18 protein-coding genes are annotated in these 21,891 nt (G+C 62.0%); 1 reads left to right on the forward strand and 17 read right to left on the reverse strand.

What is annotated here, in order from left to right; genetic code table 11:
• Positions 1 to 20: 20 nt before the first annotated feature.
• The 9 genes from G9X67_RS33850 to G9X67_RS33890 form a co-directional block, all read right to left on the reverse strand.
• Entirely contained in the window at positions 21 to 1,604 is a 1,584-nt protein-coding gene (locus tag G9X67_RS33850) for an FGGY-family carbohydrate kinase (RefSeq protein ID WP_138390623.1), read from the reverse strand.
• Positions 1,604 to 2,293: an HAD family hydrolase gene (locus G9X67_RS33855; RefSeq protein ID WP_138333196.1), complete on the reverse strand. Its 690-nt coding sequence runs from the start codon at positions 2,291 to 2,293 to the stop codon at positions 1,604 to 1,606. Before G9X67_RS33855 ends, G9X67_RS33850 begins: the two co-directional genes overlap by 1 nt.
• Before the next feature lie 96 nt (positions 2,294 to 2,389).
• Positions 2,390 to 3,871 carry a mannitol dehydrogenase family protein gene (locus tag G9X67_RS33860; RefSeq protein ID WP_138333194.1) on the reverse strand — a complete coding sequence of 494 codons (1,482 nt, stop codon included), beginning with the start codon at positions 3,869 to 3,871 and terminating at the stop codon, positions 2,390 to 2,392.
• 87 nt (positions 3,872 to 3,958) lie between these two features.
• Positions 3,959 to 4,957, reverse strand: coding sequence for an ABC transporter ATP-binding protein (locus G9X67_RS33865; protein WP_064650896.1), 999 nt, complete (start codon positions 4,955 to 4,957; stop codon positions 3,959 to 3,961).
• An 18-nt stretch (positions 4,958 to 4,975) separates the two neighbouring features.
• Entirely contained in the window at positions 4,976 to 5,806 is an 831-nt protein-coding gene (locus tag G9X67_RS33870; RefSeq protein ID WP_003543125.1) for a carbohydrate ABC transporter permease, read from the reverse strand.
• A 1-nt stretch (position 5,807) separates the two neighbouring features.
• Positions 5,808 to 6,680, reverse strand: coding sequence for a sugar ABC transporter permease (locus tag G9X67_RS33875; protein ID WP_138333192.1), 873 nt, complete (start codon positions 6,678 to 6,680; stop codon positions 5,808 to 5,810).
• Positions 6,681 to 6,819: 139 nt separating this feature from the next.
• Positions 6,820 to 8,130, reverse strand: a complete 1,311-nt coding sequence (locus G9X67_RS33880; RefSeq protein WP_138333190.1) for a sugar ABC transporter substrate-binding protein — start codon at positions 8,128 to 8,130, stop codon at positions 6,820 to 6,822.
• A gap of 146 nt (positions 8,131 to 8,276) precedes the next feature.
• Complete coding sequence (locus G9X67_RS33885; protein WP_003543131.1) at positions 8,277 to 9,230, reverse strand: sugar-binding transcriptional regulator; 954 nt, start codon at positions 9,228 to 9,230, stop codon at positions 8,277 to 8,279.
• A gap of 150 nt (positions 9,231 to 9,380) precedes the next feature.
• The gene (locus G9X67_RS33890; RefSeq protein ID WP_081374213.1) at positions 9,381 to 9,959 is read right to left on the reverse strand and encodes an exopolysaccharide biosynthesis protein; all 579 of its coding nucleotides are present in this window, start codon (positions 9,957 to 9,959) and stop codon (positions 9,381 to 9,383) included.
• 399 nt (positions 9,960 to 10,358) lie between these two features.
• Here G9X67_RS33890 and G9X67_RS33895 point away from each other — a divergent pair, with 399 nt between their 5' ends.
• Positions 10,359 to 11,270, forward strand: a complete 912-nt coding sequence (locus G9X67_RS33895; protein WP_138333186.1) for an ROK family protein — start codon at positions 10,359 to 10,361, stop codon at positions 11,268 to 11,270.
• Between the two features lie 51 nt (positions 11,271 to 11,321).
• Here the strand turns inward: G9X67_RS33895 and G9X67_RS33900 are convergent, their stop codons facing one another.
• From G9X67_RS33900 to araH, 8 genes are all read right to left on the reverse strand, one after another.
• Positions 11,322 to 13,232, reverse strand: a complete 1,911-nt coding sequence (locus G9X67_RS33900; RefSeq protein WP_171600698.1) for a family 20 glycosylhydrolase — start codon at positions 13,230 to 13,232, stop codon at positions 11,322 to 11,324.
• 214 nt (positions 13,233 to 13,446) lie between these two features.
• Complete coding sequence (locus G9X67_RS33905) at positions 13,447 to 16,593, reverse strand: efflux RND transporter permease subunit (RefSeq protein WP_138333182.1); 3,147 nt, start codon at positions 16,591 to 16,593, stop codon at positions 13,447 to 13,449.
• A gap of 26 nt (positions 16,594 to 16,619) precedes the next feature.
• Positions 16,620 to 17,759 carry an efflux RND transporter periplasmic adaptor subunit gene (locus G9X67_RS33910; RefSeq protein ID WP_017989494.1) on the reverse strand — a complete coding sequence of 380 codons (1,140 nt, stop codon included), beginning with the start codon at positions 17,757 to 17,759 and terminating at the stop codon, positions 16,620 to 16,622.
• Positions 17,760 to 17,807: 48 nt separating this feature from the next.
• Entirely contained in the window at positions 17,808 to 18,416 is a 609-nt protein-coding gene (locus G9X67_RS33915; RefSeq protein WP_138333180.1) for a TetR family transcriptional regulator, read from the reverse strand.
• Between the two features lie 262 nt (positions 18,417 to 18,678).
• Entirely contained in the window at positions 18,679 to 19,110 is a 432-nt protein-coding gene (locus G9X67_RS33920; RefSeq protein ID WP_138333178.1) for an OsmC family protein, read from the reverse strand.
• 149 nt (positions 19,111 to 19,259) lie between these two features.
• Positions 19,260 to 20,039, reverse strand: a complete 780-nt coding sequence (locus G9X67_RS33925) for an SDR family oxidoreductase (RefSeq protein ID WP_171600699.1) — start codon at positions 20,037 to 20,039, stop codon at positions 19,260 to 19,262.
• A gap of 4 nt (positions 20,040 to 20,043) precedes the next feature.
• A complete protein-coding gene (locus G9X67_RS33930) occupies positions 20,044 to 20,931 on the reverse strand; it encodes an aldose 1-epimerase (RefSeq protein WP_171600700.1) in 888 nt (295 codons plus the stop codon).
• On the reverse strand, positions 20,928 to 21,878 hold the full coding sequence (gene araH, locus G9X67_RS33935; RefSeq protein ID WP_171600701.1) for an L-arabinose ABC transporter permease AraH: 951 nt from the start codon (positions 21,876 to 21,878) through the stop codon (positions 20,928 to 20,930). Before araH ends, G9X67_RS33930 begins: the two co-directional genes overlap by 4 nt.
• Between the last annotated feature and the right edge of the window lie 13 nt (positions 21,879 to 21,891).

A 21,891-nucleotide genomic window follows, 5' to 3' on the forward strand; every position in this document is an offset into this window, starting at 1 on the left:
TCTGAAAGACACGCGCTGCTCTATTGCATCGTTTCCAATTCGGCGCGGTGCCGGTGCATGGCGAGAAGACGGCGGTAGTCGCGGTCGTAGAGCGCCTGCTTCGCCTTGTCGGGAAGCCGTTCGTCGGCGCCCGGATACATCGCCTCGCCGGCCGCCGCCAGATCCTTGTACAGGCCGCAGGCGACGGAGGCCGCGATCGCCGTGCCGAGCAGCACCGCTTCGTTCATCTTTGGCACCACGACCTTGCAGCCGGTCGCATCGCTATAAAGCTCCATCAGCACCGGGTTTTTCACGTGTCCGCCGGCGATATGGAGCGTATCGGTCATGTAGCCGTATTCCTTCATCATTTCCAGAATATGGCGGATGCCGAGCGCAATCCCCACCGCAGAGCGCCAATAAAGCGCGCAGAGCCCGTCGAAGGACGTATCGAGCGTCAGTCCGCTGACGACGCCGACCGCATGCGGATCGGCGAGCGGCGAACGGTTGCCATGGAAATCCGGCAGCACGAAGATCCGCGCACCGAAGGCATCGCCCTCCTCGGCCCGCAATTCGGCGATACGCGCGACGATCCTCTGATGCAGCGCCGCCGTCGGCTCGCCGCCGGCCGCATGCATGCGCACGATGTGGTCGAGTAGCGCGCCGGTCGCCGATTGCCCGGCCTCCACCAGCCAGGATTGCGGGAAGACAGCCTCGTAATAGGGACCCCACATGCCATGGCTTGGCTTGCGCTCCCGCGAGAAGGTAACGATGCAGCTCGATGTGCCGGCAATCAGCGCCAGTTGGTGCTCGCGTTTGACAGGATCAGCGGCATAGCCGCCGAGCGCGCCGAGTGCGCCGGCATAGGCGTCGATCATCCCGGCGGCGACACGGCAGTCCACAGTCAGCCCCAGCGCTTCCGCCGCTTCCTCAGTCAGCCGACCGACGCTGTCTCCGACAGGCGTGGTCTCATCCGGCAGGTGGCCGCGCGCCTGAAGGTCCTCAAGGCCGATTCGTTCCAGGAAATCCTGCTGCCAGCCCTTTTCGAGATGGGCGAGATAGTTCCATTTCGCCGTCAGCGTGCAGCGCGAACGGGCGGCCGATCCGGTCGATTTCCACGTCATGAAATCGGCGAGATCGAAGAAGTAGCCGGCCTTTTCCCATGTGGCGGGCAGCTTCTTCTTCAGCCACATCAGCTTCGGCATTTCCATTTCCGGCGACATCACGTGGCCGGAATGTTCGAGCACCCTGTGCTCCGTCGCCGTGCAGAAATCGGCTTCCTTCAGCGCCCGGTGATCGAGCCAGACGATCGTGTCGAAACGCCTCTCGCCGCCTGTGGAAACGCTGAGCTGCCGACCCTCGAGGTCACGGACGACGAGCGAACAGGTGGCGTCGAAGCCGATCGCTCCGACCGAGGCGGCGGCGATGCCGGATTGCTCCATCGCCCTGCGCACTGACGTGCAGGCGGCCGACCAGATGTCTTCGGAATCATGCTCGGCATGGTTTTCGCGCGGCCGGTTCATCACGATCGGATGCTCGGCCTTGGCGAGCAGACGGCCGCGTGCATCGAAGACGCCGGCGCGCGCGCTGCCCGTGCCGATATCCACCGCAACCACATGATCACGCATCAAGTCTTGGTCCCGTCCAGCTTATGGTTGCGGACAAGGTGTATCAAATCCGGCATGGCGTCAAACACCACATCAGGCGAAAGGCGGTCGAGTTCGGCACGATATCCGGTGAAATTGGCGTGTGATCCGCCGGTAAAGGCAAAGACCGTCATACCTGCCGCCTTGGCGGCGGCAATGCCGGCCGGGCTGTCTTCGACGACAAGGCAATGAGCCGGCTCAACCTGCATTTCACGCGCCGCATGCAGGAAGAGATCGGGCGCCGGCTTGCCGCGCTTGACCATCGTTGCGCTGAAGATGTCGGGCAGCCTGTCGAGAAGCCCAGTCACCGATAGCGACAACCGGATTCGTTCCATCTGGCTGGAGGAGGCAACGCAACAGCGAACGCCTAGCCCGTCGATCGCCGCGGCGATACCGTCGAGCGGCTTCAGTTCCGTGCGGAAACGGGCGTAGAGTTCGATGCGGATACGCTCGAGGAATTCCTCGTCGGCATGGACGTTGAATTCGGTTTCCAGCGTATCGATGAGGGTCGACAGGCTGCGGCCGAGAAAACGCTCATAGGCCTGGTCCTCGGTGATCGAGACGCCGAGATCGTTCATCGCCCCGACGAGCACGCTGATCGAGATCGGCTCGCTGTCGACGAGTACGCCATCGCAATCGAAGATCACCAGCCGTGTTTCAGCATCAGCCATGCAAGACCCAACCTGAGTTCAATTCGAACGCGTTACCGTCCCGCTTCACTCGCAAGGCCGGATGAATGGCGGCAGTAGAGACCGCCACCGAATTTCTTACACTGCGAGCTTGCCGTCGAGATAGAGCTGCAGCGTCTCCCGCGTGCCCTTTTCCCACAGGGTTTTGAGAGCATGGGCAAAACGCTTGCGGAAAAGTTCGGATTTCGCCACTTCGCCGAAAATATCGTCGAAGGCGAGGAAGGCCGACGGATCGTCCTTGGCTTTCAGCGCTGCCGCATGCAGGCGCTCTGCGCTCGCGTCGTTGAAGACGATATCCTTGCCGCTGTCGGTCTTGCCGGCGAAATAACGGCACCAGAGTGCTGAAACCAGCGCCAGACCGACGACATCCCTGCCCTGACTCAGATTGTCGAGCGTCGACGGCAGGATGAATTTCGGTTGACGGTTCGAGCCGTCCTGCGCCAGCCGCGGAATGGTGTCGGCAATCTTCGGATTGAGCAGGCGATGTTCGATCAGCGCGAAATAATCCGTCAGCGACGTGTTCGGTACCGGCGGTACGATCGGAATGATCTCGTCTTTCTCGAGCTTGGCGAGGAAGGCGCGGATCAGCGGGTCTTCCATGGAATCATGCACGAAATGAATGTCCATCAGCGCCGCCGGATAGGCGATCGCGGCATGCCCGCCGTTGAGGATGCGGATCTTCATATGCTCGTAAGGCGTGACATCGGCAACGAAGGTCACGCCGACCTTTTCCAGCGCCGGCCGGCCGGCGGTGAACTTATCCTCGAGCACCCATTGCTTGAATTCCTCGCAATAGACCGGCCAACTGTCCTCGATCTGGAAATTGTCCCTGAGGAAATCGATCTCGCGCTGGCTGGTCGCCGGCGTGATTCGGTCGACCATGGCGTTCGGGAAGGCGACATTCGCGCGGATCCAGTCGGCAAAGGCAGGATCCGAAAGTGCCGCCGTGCCCACGACGGCATTGGCGGTGACGATGCCATTATGGGGAATGTTGTCGCAGGACATGACGGTGAAGGGTCCGATGCCTTTGTCCTTGCGCGCCTTCAGGCCGGCAACGATCAGGCCGAACACCGTCTTCGGCGCATCGGGGTTCTCGCCGTCTGCGGCGATCGCCGGATGGGCCGGATTGAACGTGCCTGATGCATCGATGAAATAACCGCCCTCGGTGATCGTCATCGAAACGATGCGGATTTCGGGATCGGCAAGCCTGCCGATGATCGCAGCGGCATCGCCGACCGGCAGGATGTCGATCATCGGTGCAGTGACGCGCGCCGCCGTCTTGTTGTTGTCCTGTTCGACCACCGTCGTCAGGAAATCCTGCGCCGCAAGCTTTTCGCGCATAGCGGCATCCGACGGCAGCACGCCAGCGCCGACGATCGCCCAGTCGTGATCCGTGCCCGCGTTGAAGAGATCGTCGAGATAGATCGCCTGATGGGCCCGGTGAAAATTGCCGACGCCGAAGTGCACGATGCCGGCTTTCAGCGACGCCCTGTCATATCCAGGGATGGCAGCAGTGCGCGCCACATCCGATAGCGTTGCCAGCGATAGTTTGCACGTCATGTTTCAGTCCTCTTGAAGGTCTTCTTGCCGAGACGGCCGGGCGCCATCGTCCGGCTCGCATGCCTGCCCCCGGCCCGGCCGCCTGCCTCAGATGGCAAGACCGCCTTCGTTGAATTTATGAATACGCGAACGGTCCGGCGTCAGGAAGACCGTATCGCCCGCTTTGGCGGCGAAATCGCCGCTGCCGCGCGCCGTCAGCATGCCGATGCCATCGGCATCGATATGCAGGAAGGTGTCGGAACCGAGATGTTCGGCGACCACGACCCTGCCCTTCCAGTCGCCGCTTTCCATCGACAGCAGCACATGTTCGGGCCGGACGCCGATGGTATGAGCGTTGAGCGCGGCGGCGTTTTGGCCGGTGATGAAGTTCATTTTCGGCGATCCGATGAAGCCGGCGACGAACAGGTTGCGGGGGCGACTGTAGAGTTCGAGCGGCGATCCGACCTGCTCGATATTGCCCCTGTTCAGGACGACGATCTTGTCGGCCATGGTCATCGCCTCGACCTGGTCGTGGGTGACGTAGACCATCGTCGTCTTCAGCTGCTGGTGCAACTCGCTGATTTCGAGGCGCATGTTGACGCGTAGCGCCGCATCGAGGTTAGACAGCGGTTCGTCGAACAGGAAGGCCGAAGGCTGACGCACGATGGCGCGGCCGATCGCCACGCGCTGGCGCTGGCCACCGGACAGCTGGCGCGGCTTGCGCTCGAGATAGTCGGTGAGATTAAGCACCCGGGCGGCATCGCTCACCTTGCGATCGATCTCCGCCTTGTCGATGCCGGCCATCTTCAGCGGGAAGGCGATGTTGTTGCGCACGCTCATATGCGGATAAAGCGCATAGGACTGGAACACCATGGCAAGGCCGCGCTCGGACGGCGCCTTTTCGGTGGCGTCCCTGCCGTCGATGACGATCTTGCCGCCGGAGACGTCCTCGAGCCCGGCGATCAGCCTAAGCAGCGTGGACTTGCCGCAGCCCGACGGGCCGACGAAGACGACGAACTCGCCGTCCTTGATGTCGAGATCGATCGAAGGGATGACCTTGGCTTCGCCGAAGACCTTGGAAACCTTCTGAAGGGTAATGCTGCCCATGTTTCTCTCCCTTTTATGTTATTTCACAGCGCCGAAGGTCAGGCCGCGGACGAGTTGTTTCTGGCTGAACCAGCCAAGGATCAGGATCGGCGCGATGGCCATCGTCGATGCCGCCGAGAGCTTGGCGTAAAACAGACCCTCGGGGCTGGAATAGGAGGCGATGAAGGCCGTCAGCGGCGCCGCCTTCGAGGCGGTGAGGTTAAGCGTCCAGAACGCCTCGTTCCAGGCAAGGATGATGTTCAAGAGCAGCGTCGAGGCAATGCCGGGCACCGCCATCGGCGTCAGCACGTAGACGATCTCCTTCATCAGCGACGCCCCATCCATGCGCGCCGCCTCGAGGATCTCGCCGGGGATTTCCTTGAAGTAGGTGTAGAGCATCCAGACGATGATCGGCAGGTTGATCAGCGTCAACACGATCACCAGGCCGGTGCGCGTGTCGAGCAGGCCAAAATTGCGGAACATCAGATAGATCGGGATCAGTGCGCCGACCGGCGGCATCATCTTGGTCGACAGCATCCACATCAGCACGTCCTTGGTCCGCTTGGTCGGCGAAAACGCCATGGCCCAGGCGGCCGGAATGGCAATGATCAGGCCGATCAGCGTCGAGCCGAAGGAGATGATTACCGAGTTCATGAAGTGGCCGAGATAGTTCGACCGGCTCTGCACCTCGGCGTAGTTCTCCGTCGTCCAGTGGAAGAACAGGAACTGCGGCGGCGAGGCAATGGCATCGGCCTCCGACTTGAAGCTGGTGAGAAACGTCCAGAGAATCGGGAAGAAGATCAGGATACCGAGCGTCCAGGCGATCGCGGTGACGATGAGCTTGCGCTGCGTTGTGACTTTTCTGGCCATCTCAAGCCTCCAGATTCTTGCCGACGAGGCGGACGAGGAAGATCGCGACGATATTGGCGAGGATAACAGCCACGATGCCGCCGGCCGATGCGCCGCCAATATCGAACTGGAGAAGCGCCTGCACGTAGACGAGATAGGTGAGGTTGGTACTGTCGGTGCCCGGCCCGCCATTGGTGGTGACGAGGATTTCGGCAAAGACCGAAAGCAGGAAGATCGTCTGGATCAGGATCACCACGGTGATGGCGCGCGCCATATGCGGCAGGATGATGTAGATGAACTTCGAGATCGGCCCGGCGCCGTCCATTTCGGAGGCTTCCTTCTGCTCCTCGTCGAGCGACTGCAGCGCCGTCAGCATGATGAGGGTGGCAAACGGCAGCCATTGCCAGGCGACGATCAGAATGACGGAAAACAGCGGCGCATTCGCCAGCCAGTCGATCGGCTGCAGGCCGAGCGCCTTGGCAAGATGGGCAAACAACCCGTTGACCGGGTTCATGAACATGTTCTTCCAGACCAGTGCGGCCACCGTCGGCATGACGAAGAACGGCGCAATCACCAGGATGCGCACGATGCCCTGGCCGTACATCGGCTGGTCGAGCAGCAGCGCAAAGGCGATGCCGCCGATGACGGTGATCAACAACACGCCGGCGACAAGCAGCAGCGTGTTGATCAGCGCCGCGAAGAAGGCCGGATCCGTCAGGAAGTACTGATAGTTCAGAAAACCGACGAAGCTTTCCATGCCGGGGTTGAGCAGATTGTAGTTCAGCAGCGAGAAGTAGATGGTCATCGCCAGCGGGACGATCATCCATGCAAAGAGGAGCAGCACGGAGGGCGCAATCATCAGGCGCGCGGAGGAGCGGGTATGTAACGTTGCCATGGCAATCACCGATCTGGACTGAAGCGGGGAGCGGCCGCAAGGCAGCTTTGTCTGGAAAAAAGCGGCCGCCGATGCAGTTCGGGCAATCGGCGGCCCAGAGGGGCGGATTGTCAAGGATCCGCCTCTTGCTCAGGAGGTTTTACTTAATGTAGCCGGCCTTGGTCATTTCGCGGGTGGCCAACTGCTGTGCTGCCTGCAGGGCCTGGTCGACCGAGAGCTGGCCGGCAAGAGCTGCGGAGAACTGCTGGCCCACCGCCGTGCCGATGCCCTGGAATTCCGGGATCGCCACGAACTGGACGCCGACATAGGGAACCGGCTTGACGGTCGGCTTGCTTGGATCGGCCGCGTTGATCGAGTCGATCGTCATTTTGGCGAAGGGAGCCGCCTTCTGGTATTCCGCATTCGCATAGAGCGAGGTGCGGGTGCCCGGAGGTGCGTTCAGCCAGCCTTCCTTCTCGGCGACAAGCTTGGTGTAGTCCTTGCTCGTGGCCCAGGCGACGAACTTCTCGGCCGCTTCGGCCTTCTGCGAACCTGCTGGGATGGCGAGGCTCCAGGCCCACAGCCAGTTGCCGCGTTTGCCGAGACCCTTGTCGGGAGCGAGCGCGAAGCCGACCTTGTCGGCGACGGTCGAGTCCTTCGGATTGCTGACGAAGGATGCGGCAACGGTGGCATCGATCCACATGCCGCACTTGCCGGTCTGGAAGAGCGCCAGGTTCTCGTTGAAGCCGTTGGAGGAAGCGCCCGGAGGGCCGGCATCCTTCATCAGCTTGACGTAGAAGTCGAGCGTGTCCTTCCATTCGGGCTGGTCGAACTGCGGCTTCCAGTTTTCATCGAACCAGCGGGCGCCGAAGGAGTTGGACATCGCCGTCAGGAAGGCCATGTTCTCGCCCCAGCCGGCCTTGCCGCGCAGGCAGATGCCGTAGACTTCCTTGTCCTTGTTGGTGATCTTGCGGGCAGCGTCGGCAATGAAGTCCCAGGTCGGGGCGTCCGGCATCTTCAGGCCGGCAGCGTCGAACAGGTCCTTGCGGTACATGACCATCGAGCTTTCGCCGTAAAACGGCGCCGCATAGAGCTTGCCGTCCATGGTCAGGCCGCTGCGGATCGCCGGCAGCAGGTCGTCGACGTCGTAATTGGCGCCGAGATTGTCGAGCGGCACCAGCCAGCCCTGCTTTGCCCAGATCGGAACTTCATAGGTGCCGATCGTCAGAACATCGTACTGGCCGCCCTTGGTCGCGATGTCGGTCGTGACCTTCTGGCGCAGCACGTTCTCTTCGAGGGTTACCCATTCAAGGTCGATGCCGGGATTCTTCGCCTTGAAATCATCCGTCAGCTTCTGCATCAGGATCATGTCGCCGTTGTTCACGGTTGCGATTGTCAGCGTCTCGGCCGAAGCCATGCCGGCAAACGCCAGTGCTGAGCAGGCGCCCAGCATAAAAGTTTTCAATGTCATAATCTTCCTCCCAGAAGATGGGGTGTGAGCATTCGCTTCGCTCATGGGCAATTACTCAACAAACGATAACGAATGTCAATCGGCAATCGTTGCTGCGATGCCGAAGAGGGTATTCATCCAATTGATTTAACTAGGATATTTTTTGCTCAATTCCTGAGCAAAAACTCAGCAGTCTCTTCATCGGTGATCAAAGCATTGATTTGATGGCCGACAACGGCAGCCCTGATCGCCTTGAACTTGCGCTTGCCCTTGGCGAGCCCAATGACCATCGATGCGTCGCGGGACGGGATCGGCGCCGATGCAACGCGCTCGTTGATCGGGTTGTCGATCAACCTGCCGTCGACATCGAAGATCCAGCCGCAGATCTCGCCGACGGCCCCCCCGCGCATCAGCTCCATCATCTCGTCCTTCTCCAGAAAACCGTCGACGCAGAGCGGCCCATCGATGCCGAGCTCGCCGATGCCGACGAAGGTGACATCGGCTTGCGCGCTCATATTCAGCGTCGAGCGCACCAGCTGTTGGCCATGCAGCAGCTCCCGCTCCTCCGCCGAGGTGACGAGCACCGGCAACGGCATCGGATAGTGTCGCGCCTTCACGGCATCGGCCATGCTGAAGATGACGTTGTAGTAGGCCGCCGATCCGTCCGGGGCGATATTGCCGGTCAACGAAACGATGCGGTGATTGGGACATTCGATCGCCGGAAGCTGGTCGACGGCCGCCTTCAGCGTGCGGCCGGTCCCAATGGCGAGGACGATCGGCTCTGGCCGTTTCAGCCACCGCTCGATCTCGGCCGCAGCCGCCTCGGCGATACCGACCGTCGTCGACGACGACGCGGGATCGCTCGGCACCACCTCCACATGTTTCAGCCCGAATTTCCGCCGCAGCTGACTGCCGAGCTCCAGGCAGGCGGCGATCGGATGATCGAGCCGCACCTTGATCAGGCGCTCGGCGACCGCCAGCGACACCAGCCGCTGCGCCGATTGCCGCGAGATGCCCATCGCAGCGGCGATTTCATCCTGCGTACGCCCGGCGACGTAATAGAGCCAGCCGGCACGCGCCGCGTCGTCGAGCCGTGCAGGGGTCTCGGATCTTTTCACCATCTATCGCCTACCGCGCAAAATGAGCCGGCGTGCCGCCGCCGAACATGATTTGAGTCTGTATCGCGCCAGATCAAAACAAAATTCCGGCAAATGTCGAGCCTGTTGCAAAGAGGTCGGCCAAATAACCGCCATCACTCAAGCAAACTCCGTTTAGGCAAACCATTGCACGACGAGATAGATCGCCGCCTTCACGAGACCGTAAATCACCCCGCCGGCGACGACGAGCGACACGGCCGTCATCACGAAGCCGATGAGCGCGAAGAGCCCGTCACGGCCCAAGATCCCGAACGCGAAGACGGAGATCGTGACGGCCGGCAGGATATTGCCGAGCGGGACCGGCAGCAGCAGTACGATCGACAGCAGCAGGCATGCCGCCCCGGCAAGATATTCCGCCGGCGGTTCGGCGAAGATCGCAAGCCTCGGCTTCAACATGCGCTCGGCCCAGGCGAGCCAGCGATGGATGCGGCCGACAATGGTCTCGAAATCCTCCCGGCGCATCGAACGGTTGGCAATCACCTTCGGTAGCCAGGGCTTCAGCCCGAAGGTCAGCTGTGCTGCCAGGAAGACCAATGGCGCACCGAGCACGGCCGAGGTGCCCGGCGGAGTGGGAAAGGCGTTCGGCAGCGCGAAGATCAGCATCAACGCGCTGATCGCCCTGTCGCCCATCGTGTTGAACAGATCGCCGATCGAGATCCGTTCGCGGCTCTGATCGGCGGCCATCTGCCGCAAAATGGATGAGAGGCGGCGGCCTTTGGGACGTGCTCTTCGGATGGTACTGTTTTCTCTCGTATCGATGGTCGTGGGTCCGGCAGTTGATGAAAGTGTAGGGCCGGATTTTGGCGATGCAATATGCCAATTGAATGACTTGCGGGGTTAGAAATTGCGGCTGCGATCGGAGCCGATGGGCGTGGGCTCACCGGACTTCTCTAACGTGCCATCACGGATGGAAGACGGAAACCCGTCCCGCCTGTCCCATCTCCCGCCGGTGGCAGAGATATCAAGCAGAACAGAGGGGATGCCACACGGCACGACCCTAAAGCCGGCGGCACCACCGCCGAATGAGCGCTTGAAATTCCCCGCCAACAATGCAAGCAGACGCTGGGAGACCAGAGAAACGGCAGAGTGGCAATGATCATTTCATTCGACATCGGCGGCTCCGCCATCAAGGGCGGCATCGCACGCTCCGAGACAGACATCGTTCCCCTCGGCCGCCGCCCGACGCCCAGGGATGATTTTGCCGCTTTCGTCGAGACCCTGCGCGGCATCATCGCCGAAACCGGTGAGCAGCCGAGCCGCATCGTCCTTTCCATCGCCGGCGTCGTCGATCCCGATACACAGCGCCTGATCTGCGCCAACATTCCCTGCATCCACGGCCGCACGCTCGCAGCCGACCTCGAAGCCGAGCTCGGCCTGCCGGTGCTGATCGCCAACGACGCCGACTGTTTCGCGATGGCCGAAGCCGGTCTCGGCGCCGGCCGCGGCCACCGCATCGTCTTCGGCGCCATCCTCGGTACCGGCGTCGGCGGCGGCCTGGTTGCCGACGGACGCCTCGTCAACGAGGCCGGCGGCTTTGCCGGCGAATGGGGTCACGGGCCGATCATCGCATCCGCAGCCGGCAATCCGCCCGTCGCCATTCCCGCCTATACCTGCGGCTGCGGCCAGAAGGGTTGCGTCGACACTGTCGGCGGCGCCCGCGGCCTGGAGCGCCTGCATAAGACGCTGCACGATCTCGACCTTGCCAGCGAGGAGATCATCGCTCAGTGGCGCCATGGAGAGGAGAAGGCGACACGGACGATCGACGTCTATGTCGATCTCGTCGCCTCGCCCTTAGCACTGACGATCAACATCACCGGCGCGACCATCGTACCGGTCGGTGGCGGGCTTTCCAATGTCGAGCCGCTGCTTGCCGAGCTCGACCACGCCGTGCGCGTCCGCATCCTGCGCAAGTTCGAGCGCCCGCTGGTGGTGCGCAGCGAATGCCGCATCGAACCCGGCCTGATCGGCGCGGCACTTTTGGGACTGAAGGCCGAGGCGGCCTGAAGCAGTTCCACGAAAAGTGCGAAGCGATTTTCCGTCCGGAATTGCGATTCCTTAAAGCATCGGCCACATCCGAACGACCGCTGCGAATCGATCCCAGTCCTTGCGCGCCGAAGGCGTCCAGGCAGCCTCGGCGATTGCCGGGAGCCGCGGAAAAACCAGCCGGTTGAAATAGGCGCGCGAGAGGAAGTTCTCGGTCCAGATGCAGGCCTGGATGCCGCGCATCTTCTCCTGCAGCGCCTCCGGCAGCTCGCCCTCAGCCTCGTAAGCATAGGTATGTTCCGGCGGTGCGTAGCCCGCCCAGCTGGCGCCGGGCTCGGCCCAGGCCTCTGCCTGCGCCATGTCGAGATAATAGGCTTGCCCCGGTGTCATCACCACGTCGTAACCTTGCTGTGCGAGCTCGATGCCGACCTCGGACTTTTCCCAGGCCATCAGCAGCGTGCCGTCACGATCGACCCCGCCGCCATGCGAGACCTCGTTCCAGCCGACGAGTTTCTTGCCGCGCTCCGACAGCATGGCTTTGATACGTTTCAGGAAATAGGATGGCAGCTCGGCGGTGCCGGCAAGTTTCTCCCGCTCCATCAGCACCTTGCAAAGCGGCGAGGAAAGCCAGGCGCCATGCGCCACTTCGTCGCCGCCGATATGGAGATATTCGCCGGGAAACAGCGTCACCATTTCGTCGAACACCTTGCCGAGAAATTCGTAGGTGAATTCTACAGCCGGATTGAGAGCGTTGTTCGGATAACCCTGCACCGAGCGGTAACTGTCCGGCGCCTCCTGCCCGTCGACGAGCTCGGGCAGTGAGAACAGCGTCGCCATGCTGTGGCCTGGAATATCGATTTCCGGCACCACCTCGATATGCAGCGAGGCTGCATGCGCAACGATCCGCCTAGCGCCCTCCTGTGTGTAATGGCCGGCGCGCGTTTGCGCCCCGTCGCCGAGCTGCGGCACGAGCACTTCGTCCGGGCCGCGCCGGGCGCCGATCTCCGTCAGCGCGGGGTAGGCTTTGATCTCCAGCCGCCACGCTTCGTCATCGGTCAGATGCCAGTGGAAGATGTTGAGCTTGTTCCAGGCGAGAATATCGATCAGCCGCGCGACGTCCGCCACCGGATAGAACTGCCTGGACACATCGAGATGGCAGCCGCGCCAGTCATAACGCGGCTGGTCGGCGATCGTGCCGAAACTGGGGAATTTGAAGTGCTCGCGATCGGCGCGGGCGCCGTGCAGCAATTGCGCCAGGCTGATCAGCCCGTAATGCCGCCCGGCATCATCCGCACTCGAAAGCACGATCTCATGCGCGGTAAAACGCAATTCGTAAGCGAAGGCAGCGATCGACGATTCGGTGACGAAACGAATGGCCCGCCCGCCTTCGACGGCACTGAGGGAAAACGGCACGTTGTCGGCCGGATAGAGCCGCTGGTAAAGCGCGAGAACCAGCGAGAGTGCCTTGACCGCATCGGCCCGCGTCCGCGCGGCCGGATAAAGGACGACCGGCAGCTCTCCAGCCTTCAGCCCGAGCGCCAGCGGCCAGGGCAGCAGCGAATAGGGTTCCTCGGCCCGGCCCGGCGGCAGAATGGGCGGCGCCACGCCACCATCCCGGCCTTCGAGCATCAGATCGCCGAAACCAACCGGAACGTGGCGCCCGTCGCCAAGTGTCAGATAGGCCGACTTGACGCCTGATGTCATATGTTTCGGCGCCCTGGTCAGCCCCTCGACCGTGAACCGCCAGCGCCCGCCGGGCGGCACGCTCAGCCCCTCGGGCGGCAGGAATTCATGGAAATGCGCGACCCGCCGCTTGAGGCTGCCGCCGTCGCAGACATGTTTGTCGGCAATCCGCGTCTCTGATGTATAGGCGAGCGAGAAGCCGGACAGCGGTTCGGTCGAAAGGTTGAAAAGCGTGAAGGTGAGGCGCCCGAAATTGCCCTCGATCGGGCTCCAGCTTGCTTCCAGATGGTAATCGGCCATGGTCGTGCCCTGCCTCGTCGCTGAGTGGCCGGGATCGCGGTTGGTCTCCCGGCATGCTTTCGCAGCTTAGCTTTTTCGAGGCGGCAATGGAATCGGCGCGCAGCTCCAAGACGGAGCAGGCTGTAAAGACTGCGCGGCGCTGTGGGCAGCGACGCGCTTTGATGAGGAAGCTGTGACCTGCAAGGAAAACGGCGCGGCTTTCGCCGCGCCGTCCTCACTCTGCTGCCAACGCCGGCGGATGTCTGTCATCCGCCTCTTCCTGGATGGCGTCGGCATGCTGGCCTGGCTCGTCCTTTGTCTTCGGCTCCCGGCCGAAGAAAAGGGCGTAACCGGCGGGCAGAACCAGAATGGTAAGCACGGTCGCAACCAGGATGCCGCCCATCATCGCGTAGGCGAGCGGACCCCAGAAGACACCGCGCGAGATCGGGATCAGCGCCAGCACGGCGGTCAGCGCCGTCAGCATGATCGGCCGGAAACGCCGCACGGCCGCGCCGACGATCGCCTCCTGCCGATGCATGCCGGCCTTGATATCCTGGTCGATCTGGTCGACCAGGATGATCGAGTTGCGCATGATGATGCCGAGCAGCGCGATGACGCCGAGGATCGCCACGAAGCCGAAGGGCGCGCCGCTGATCAGCAATGCGGCCGCCGCACCGATGATCCCGAGCGGACCGGTGGCGAGCACCAGCATCGCCTTGCCGAAATGCTGCAGCTGCACCATCAGCAGCACGATGATGACGGCGAGCATGATCGGCGCCTTGGCGGCAATCGACATCTGGCTTTCCGCCGCATCCTCGGCGCCGCCCTGAATTTCGACATGGTAGCCGGCAGGCAGGCTGTCGCGCAGGTCCTTCATGTCGGCATACATCTTCATCACCACATCGTTCGCCTGCACATCGTCAGGCAGCGTGGCGCGCACGGTGATCGTCGGCAGCCTGTTGCGCCGCCATTCGATGCCCTGCTCCATGACGGGCACGACCTTTGCGACCTGCGAGACCGGTACAAAGCCGCCGAAATCCGTCGGCACATAGACCGAGTTGACCGCCGACAGCAGCGAACGGCTGGCATCCGGCTCGCGGGCGACGATCGAGACCGTCTCCTCACCATCGCGGAAATCGTCGAGCGCAGCCCCTGACATGGCGGTCTGCAGCATCTGGCGCACACGCTGCGAGGTGACGCCGAGTGCCCGGGCGCGGTCCTGGTCGATCACCAGCTTCATCGCCGGCACCTCTTCCAGCCAATCGTCATGGATGGCGCCGAGCTCCGGATTGGCCTGGAAGCGCGCCTTTACCTGATCGGCGATCTCCCTGACTTCCTGGCGGTCAGGCCCCATGACGCGCATCTGCACCGGCCAGCCGGTCGGCGGACCGAGGAAGAGGCGGTCGACCTTGCCGCGAATATCGGGGAAGTCTTCCGCAAGGATCGTCCGCAGCTTGACGATCAGCCGCTCGCGCGCCGGTTCGTCATTGGCCATGACGAGCAGCTGGGCGAAGTTCGGATTGCGCAGCTGCTGATCGAGCGGCAGGAAGAAGCGCGGCGCGCCTTCGCCGATATAGGTGGCGATGAACTTCTTGTCGGGATCATCCATCATCTTGGCTTCGAGCGCCTTTGCCTGCACTTCGACTTCCTTGATGCTGGTGCCCTCGGGCAGCCAGAGATCGACGAGAATTTCCGGCCGCGAAGATTGCGGGAAGAAATTCTGCGGAATGAACTGGAAGGCCCAGAGGCTGGTGACGAAGGTGCCGAGCGTCAGCAGCAGCACGATGACGCGGTGGCGCACCGCCCAGCCGACCGTGCCGCGCAGCCGACGATAGAAGCCGGTGTCGAAGGCGTCGTGATGCTTGCCGGCATGATGGCGCTGCTTGAGGATCATATAGCCGAGCCACGGCGTGAAATAGACCGCGACGAACCACGAGGTGACAAGCGCGATGCCGACGACGTAGAACAGCGACCGCACATATTCGCCGGCCGTCGAGGCGGCGAAGCCGACGGGAATGAAGCCGGCCGTGGTGATCAGCGTGCCCGTCAGCATCGGGAAGGCGGTCGAGGAATAGGCAAAGCTTGCCGCCTCGATCTTGACGAGCCCTTCCTCCAGCTTTCGCTCCATCATCTCGACGACGATCATCGCATCGTCGACGAGCAGGCCGAGCGCAATGATCAGCGCGCCGAGCGAGATGCGCTGCAGGTCGATGCCGAGTTCATACATCAGCGCAAAGGTGGCGGCGAGCACCAGCGGAATGGCGATGGCGATGACGAGGCCCGATCGCCAGCCGATCGACACGAACGAGACGACCAGCACGATGATGAGAGCTTCGCCGAGCGCATGCATGAATTCGCTGACCGCATCCGTCACCACGTCGGGCTGGTTGGCGATCTGATCAACGGCGACGCCATAGGGCAGCGCCTCCTCGAAGCGCTGATAGGTCGCCTCCACGCCCTTGCCGACATCGGTCACATTGAAGCCCTTGGCCATCACGACGCCGACCTGAACGCTGTCGTGGCCGTTGAAACGGTACTTGCGCTGGTAGGGATCTTCGAGCCCGGAACTGACGGTCGCGATATCGCCGAGGCGCGTCACCTGGCCGCCGGCGCGAAGGCGCAGTTCGCGGATATCGGCCGCCTTCTTCACGTCGCCTTCGACCGATATGCGCACCGAGCGCAGGCCGGTATCGACCGAGCCGGCCGGATCGACATTGTTCTGGCCCTTGATGGCGTTCTGCAGATCGAGGATCGTCAGGCCGCGCTCGGCGAGCGCCTTCGACGAGACGTCGATATAGATCTTCTCAGGCTGGTCGCCGATGATGACCGCCTTCTCAACGCCCGGCGTCGTCAGCAGCATGTCGCGCGCCTGGATCGCGAATTTCTTCAGTTCCGGATAGGAATAGCCGTCGCCGCTGATCGAATGCAGCGTGATGAAGGTATCGCCGAACTCGTCGTTGAAATAGGGGCCGAGCAGGCCCTGCGGCAGCTCGCTGGAGATGTCGCCGACCTTCTTGCGCACCTGGTAAAAGGCATCCGCCACCTCTTGCGAATTCGTGTCGCCCTTGACCTGCAGGGTGATGATCGCACTGCCCGCCCGCGTATAGGACTTGACCCAGTCGATATGCGGCGTTTCCTGCAGCTTGCGCTCGATCTTGTTGACGACCTGATCTTCCATTTCCTGGATGGAAGCGCCCGGCCAGATCGCCTGAACGACCATGACGCGGAAGGTGAATTCGGGGTCCTCGCGCTGGCCCATGCGCATCAGACCGAGCACGCCGGTGATGATGATCAGCCCGAAGAGGAAGCGGGCGATGCTTGGATGTCCGATCGCCCAGCGCGACAGATTGAAGGGCCGCTTTTCGGTGGTGGTGGCGTCCATGGTCCTGTTCTCTCTTTATGGCGCGTTCAGCGGACGGTCTGGTCCGTGGCAGCCAGGGCCGACTGCTGGTCCGGCACCTTCACCTTCAGGTTTTCGCTCATGAACTGCGTGCCGGCCGAAACGACGAGATCGCCGGTATCGAGACCCTCGGTCACATGCACGCCGTCGCCGGTGAAATCGGCGACCTTGATGTCGCGGCCATGCACGGTCGCCGTGTCGCGGTCGACGGTCCAGACCATCTGCTTACCGTCCTTTTCAGCCAGGGCGCTGAGCGGGATCGAGACATAGCTGTTGCCGTTGCTGACATCGGCCTCGATCGTCGCCGTCATGCCGAGCAACACCTGCGGATCGTTCGGCAGGCTCACCCGAACCGCAAAGGTACGCGACTGCTGGTCGGCGCTGCCGGAAACCTCGCGCACCTTGCCGTCGAGCACCAGCCTGTCGTCAGCCCAGAAGCTGGCCTTGACTGTCTTGCCCGGCTTGAATTCGGCAATGTCATTTTCCGGAACGGCGATCTGCACTTCCTTTTCGCCGTCGACGGCAACGGCGACGACGGGAGTGCCCGACGCAACGACCTGGCCGACATCGGCATTGATCGTCGTGACAATCCCGTTGTGGTCGGCCTTCAGCTCCGCATAACTCACCTGGTTCTTCGCCTGATCGAGCGCCGAGACGGCGGCATCGCGGCTTGAAACGGCCTGATCGTAACTGAGCGACGCTTGCTCGAGCTGGGATTTCGGCGAAACATTCTTGTCGAACAGCTGCTGATTGCGCTTGTTCACGAGATCGGCGGTTTCGACGCCTTTTTCAGCGGCTGCGAGATTGGCTTCCGCCGTCTTGACCGCCAGCTGGTAATCGGTGGAGTCCATCCGAGCGAGCACGTCGCCCGGCTTCACCTTGTCGCCGATATCGACGAGGCGTTCGGTGATTTTGCCGGCGACGCGAAATCCGAGGTTCATCTCCGTGCGTGCCTTGACCGAGCCCGAATAGTCGAGCTTGCGGGTGTCGCCGGCCTTGGCGATCTCGACGACCTTCACCGGCCGGATGACTTGCTTGACCTCAGCCTTCTCTTCCGAGCAGGCGGAAACGCCGATGCCGATGGCGCCGAAGAGCACGAGACTGGCGACGGACGGCATGCGATGGCTGAGGGTCTTGAGCGAAAACATCTTCCGCACTCCTGGATCGTTTGGGGTTTCGGCGGCGGCTGCCGTCCATTATTTCTTCAGCGCCCTGATCACATAACTGATCAGCTCGTCGACGCTCGCGCGGTTCGTTTTCGCAAGACATTGCGCCACCATCTGCGGATGGCAGAGCGTGTTCGTCGCAGCGCCGAAGCAGCGCGAGGCAACGACCGGGTCCTGCTCGGCGAATTCCCCGGCTGCAATGCCTTCGGCGATGATTTCGGCAATGAGATCATGGACGCGGTCGATATGTTTCTCGATGACATGCCAGTCGCGTTCGATCGCGACGATGATCATCTCGTGCACCTTCATCTCGTCGAGCATCAGATCCAGCGTCAACTGGTGCTGGGTCTCGACATAGCGGCGCAGCCGCTCGCTGGCGCTGATCGGCTGATGGCGGATGTCGTAAGCGATTTGATAGGCGGTGGCGAGCATGCGCCCGCAGAGCGCCTGGTGAATTTCGACCTTGGAGGCGAAGAAACGATAAATATTGGCCGGCGACATGCCGAGATCGCGGGCAATGTCGGCCACCGTCGTCTTGCTGTAGCCATAGTGCCGAAACAGTCGCTCGGCTGCATCCAGAATGCGCGTGACATTCTCCTGCCGCGTGATGTCGAGCGTATTTTCCGCAATGTCGTTCATGATTTTCGAGACCCGAATTATGACTGACGATTTTCGAATTTCGTCAGTCATAAAATATCAGACGTTACTTGTCAACATACTGGGGCGCAGCACAAGGTCTCGCCGGACGAGCGCGGTCCGGCGGAAGCGATAACTCGATGAATGGTGAGAAGGCCTGTCCGACAGCCGATGACGTCGGAATAGGCGGACGCCGACAATGGGGGCAGCAAATGGAAAGTGCCGCGGCGAGAAGCGCGCGGCACTTCGTCAATGGAGTGACGGGTCAGACGACCTTGACGTCGAGTGTGATCGGAACGGAGGCGAGCGCCTTGGAAACCGGGCAGCCGGCCTTTGCCTTGTTGGCGAGTTCGGTGAAGGTCGCCTCATCGGCACCGGGAATACGGCCGGAGAGCGAGAGATGAATGGCGGTTATGGCAAAACCGCCCTCGACGCTTTCGAGCGTCACCTTGGCGGAGGTTTCCATATGCTCGGCGGTAAAGCCGGCTTCGCCGAGGATCAACGACAGCGCCATGGTGAAGCAGCCGGCATGGGCAGCACCTATCAGTTCTTCCGGGTTGGTGCCGGCAATGCCTTCGAAGCGGCTCGCAAAGCCGTAGGGATAATCCTTCAGGGCGCCGCTCTGCGTCGAAATCAGCCCTTTGCCGTCCTTGAGGCCACCGGTCCAATGAGCCGAAGCCGTGCGATTGATCTGCATGCCGTCCTCCTGTTTTCAATTGTGTTTTCAGAAAGCGGCAGGGGCCGCTCCATGCCTGCGGGAGGTCAGATAGCCTTCCCGATGGGCAATATAATGCTCTATCCCGAGAAGACGACAGGCTTGTAAAAATCAGCGCTATCGAAGCCCTTTCAGGCGGGATGCTGCAGCACGCTGAGGCCGCCATCAATCGTCAGGCAGGTGGCATTGATGAACGGGCACTCGTCTGAGATCATGAACACGGCCGCCATGGCGATCTCCTCCGGCGTCGCGATGCGCCCGCCGGGATGCAGTTTCATCGTCTCGGCCTTTGCCGCCTCCGGATCGGGAAAGCTGTTCCAGTAATCGATCACCTTCTGCGTCGAGACATAGCCCGGCGCCAGCGCGTTCACACGGATATTTCGGGCGGCATATTCGAGCCCCAAGGATTTCGTCATCCCGAGCAGGGCGTGTTTTGCCAGCGGATAGGGAAATGTGTGCGGGATGATGGTGAAGGCGTGCGTCGAGGCGATGTTGAGGATGACGCCACCGCCCTGTTCGATCAGCCCCGGCAGCACCGCCTTACAGCAGTTCCATGCGCCCTTGAGATTGATGTCGAAGCAGCGGTTCCACTCCTCGTCCGTCGTCTCGAGCGGTTCGGAAAAGACATTCACCCCGGCATTGTTGACGAGCGCGTTCAGCTGTCCGATCTCTTCACTCGCCTGAGCGACCAATGTCGTGATCGTCCCGGCATCGGTAATATCGGCCGGCAGATAACCAAGCCGGCCGCCGCTACTCTGGAGCTCTTTCGCCGCCTGAGCCAGCAGCGCCGCATCGCGATCGACGAGAAAGACGGCGGCGTCCTCCCGCATGAAAGCCTTTGCGATCGCGAGGCCGATACCCTGCGCAGCACCTGTGATCAGGATGTTCTTGCCCTGTAGACGGCTGCCCATCTTATCACCCCTTCGGTTGAACCGTCAGCGCCGACATCAGGATCGTCACCGTGCCGGCGAGCGCCTCAGCAGGCGCAAGCGGCGTGAGCCCACCGAAATCGGGAAGGTGGTGGCCGTTCGGCAGATGGCTCATCGGCTCGAGGCAGAAGAAATCGCTCCGGTTAACCGGCATATACAGCATGAAGCGATCGAGCGCACCGTCGGCTTCCAGCGCCGCGTGGATTCCAAGTTCCGGCCAGGCGATTGCCGCCCGCCCATTCCAACCCTCGAAGGCATTGTTCATCCATTTCTGCGGCAACAGCTTGCCGGACCTGAAATCGAAATCATCGGGCACAGGGCCGGGCACATCGGGAAGATGGTCGGGCCGCTCGTTCCAGTAACGATCGGCCGCAATCGTCAGCCTCGTCTTTGGCGTCCGCGCGAAGAACGGATGTTGACCGAGCCCGAAGGGAAGAGCCGCTTCGCCGCTATTTTTAACGGAAAGCGTCAGCATCAGGGCATCGCCGGCGAGACGGATCTCCTGCCGGGTCAGATAGGCATAAGGTGAAACCCTGTCGGCGCTCCGGGAAAAGCAGAATTGCGCATGCTCCGGGCTGGAGTCTTCCAGCTGCCAAAGGCCGAGCCAGCCGTCGCCGTGCCGATAGAGCGGATCGGCAGTATTCGGCTGGAAGGCATAGTCGCGTCCGGCAAAGGACATGATATTGCCTTCCACGCGGTTGCCGAACGGCACCATCGCGAAATTCGCCATCGTTCCATCCGGCCCGCCGGCCGCCACGAGAAAGGGGATGTCTCGATAGGTCGCGGCGGTGACGGCGGCGCCCCGACGGCTGACCCGGACGGCGAGATCGCCATGCCTCAGTTCGATGTCGTCCCCGGCTCGTTCTTGGTTCATCCGCGTCGCCCCGCAGCCGAAGACCTCAAATTGTCGAGCAGCACTGCGATCAGCAGGATCAGCCCGCGTACGACATACTGATAGAACGCCTGGATATTCAAGAGGTTCATGACGTTTTCGGCAATGCCCATGATCAGCACGCCGACGATGACGCCGCTCATCGCTGCCCGGCCGCCGGCCAGCGAAACGCCGCCGAGAACGCAGGCCGAAATCACCGAAAGCTCAAGCCCTGTCGCCGCATTCGGCTGGCCGGAGGTGATGCGTGAGGCAAGCAGGATGCCGGCAATGCCGCAGACGAGACCCTGCAGCGCAAAGATCCAGATGCGCGTGTTGACGACGTTGACGCCCGCAAGCCGCGAGGCCTCCGGATTGCCGCCGATCGCCAGCGTGTTCTTGCCGAAGACGGTGCGGTTGAGCACGAAACCGAAGAGGATGAAAAGGATCAGCATGATCCAGATCGGCGTCGGCACGGTCAAGAAGCGCGACAGGGCGAGCTGGTAGAAAGCAGGATCGTTGATGCCGACGGCGCGGCCATCGGAGGCGATCAGCGCCAGCCCGCGCACGATCTGCATGGTCGCAAGCGTGGTGATCAGCGCATTGATGCGAAAGCGCGCAATGACGATACCATTGACGAAACCGACGACGGCGCCGCAAAGCAGGGCGGCGAGCAGCCCGACGGGAATGGAGCCCGTCGCGTTGGACACCATCACCGCGATCATGCCGGAGAAGGCGACGATTGATCCGACCGAAAGGTCGAAATCGCGCGACGCCAGGCAGAACATCATCGTGCACGCGACGATGCCGATCGTGACGACCGACTGCAGCAGCCCCAGCATGTTTCGCTCGGTCAGGAAGTTCGGAACGAAGAGCGAGACGATCACGAAGGCGGCAGCGAAGATCACCACCAGCCCTTGTTCGCCGAGAAGAATTTTTTTCAACGAATTCATCGTCCGTATTCCT

Source organism: Rhizobium sp. WYCCWR 11152 (assembly GCF_013087615.1).
Taxonomy (GTDB): Bacteria; Pseudomonadota; Alphaproteobacteria; order Rhizobiales; family Rhizobiaceae; genus Rhizobium; species Rhizobium indicum.

Coding starts and splice junctions, on each gene's coding strand:
- G9X67_RS33850 (WP_138390623.1), bottom strand. CDS start 1,604: ATGCGTGATCATGTGGTTGCGGTGGATATCGGCACGGGCAGCGCGCGC.
- G9X67_RS33925 (WP_171600699.1), bottom strand. CDS start 20,039: ATGGGCAGCCGTCTACAGGGCAAGAACATCCTGATCACAGGTGCTGCG.
- G9X67_RS33875 (WP_138333192.1), bottom strand. CDS start 6,680: ATGGCAACGTTACATACCCGCTCCTCCGCGCGCCTGATGATTGCGCCC.
- G9X67_RS33860 (WP_138333194.1), bottom strand. CDS start 3,871: ATGACGTGCAAACTATCGCTGGCAACGCTATCGGATGTGGCGCGCACT.
- G9X67_RS33865 (WP_064650896.1), bottom strand. CDS start 4,957: ATGGGCAGCATTACCCTTCAGAAGGTTTCCAAGGTCTTCGGCGAAGCC.
- G9X67_RS33895 (WP_138333186.1), top strand. CDS start 10,359: ATGATCATTTCATTCGACATCGGCGGCTCCGCCATCAAGGGCGGCATC.
- araH (WP_171600701.1), bottom strand. CDS start 21,878: ATGAATTCGTTGAAAAAAATTCTTCTCGGCGAACAAGGGCTGGTGGTG.
- G9X67_RS33915 (WP_138333180.1), bottom strand. CDS start 18,416: ATGAACGACATTGCGGAAAATACGCTCGACATCACGCGGCAGGAGAAT.
- G9X67_RS33920 (WP_138333178.1), bottom strand. CDS start 19,110: ATGCAGATCAATCGCACGGCTTCGGCTCATTGGACCGGTGGCCTCAAG.
- G9X67_RS33930 (WP_171600700.1), bottom strand. CDS start 20,931: ATGAACCAAGAACGAGCCGGGGACGACATCGAACTGAGGCATGGCGAT.
- G9X67_RS33905 (WP_138333182.1), bottom strand. CDS start 16,593: ATGGACGCCACCACCACCGAAAAGCGGCCCTTCAATCTGTCGCGCTGG.
- G9X67_RS33885 (WP_003543131.1), bottom strand. CDS start 9,230: ATGGTGAAAAGATCCGAGACCCCTGCACGGCTCGACGACGCGGCGCGT.
- G9X67_RS33855 (WP_138333196.1), bottom strand. CDS start 2,293: ATGGCTGATGCTGAAACACGGCTGGTGATCTTCGATTGCGATGGCGTA.
- G9X67_RS33910 (WP_017989494.1), bottom strand. CDS start 17,759: ATGTTTTCGCTCAAGACCCTCAGCCATCGCATGCCGTCCGTCGCCAGT.
- G9X67_RS33900 (WP_171600698.1), bottom strand. CDS start 13,232: ATGGCCGATTACCATCTGGAAGCAAGCTGGAGCCCGATCGAGGGCAAT.
- G9X67_RS33880 (WP_138333190.1), bottom strand. CDS start 8,130: ATGACATTGAAAACTTTTATGCTGGGCGCCTGCTCAGCACTGGCGTTT.
- G9X67_RS33870 (WP_003543125.1), bottom strand. CDS start 5,806: ATGGCCAGAAAAGTCACAACGCAGCGCAAGCTCATCGTCACCGCGATC.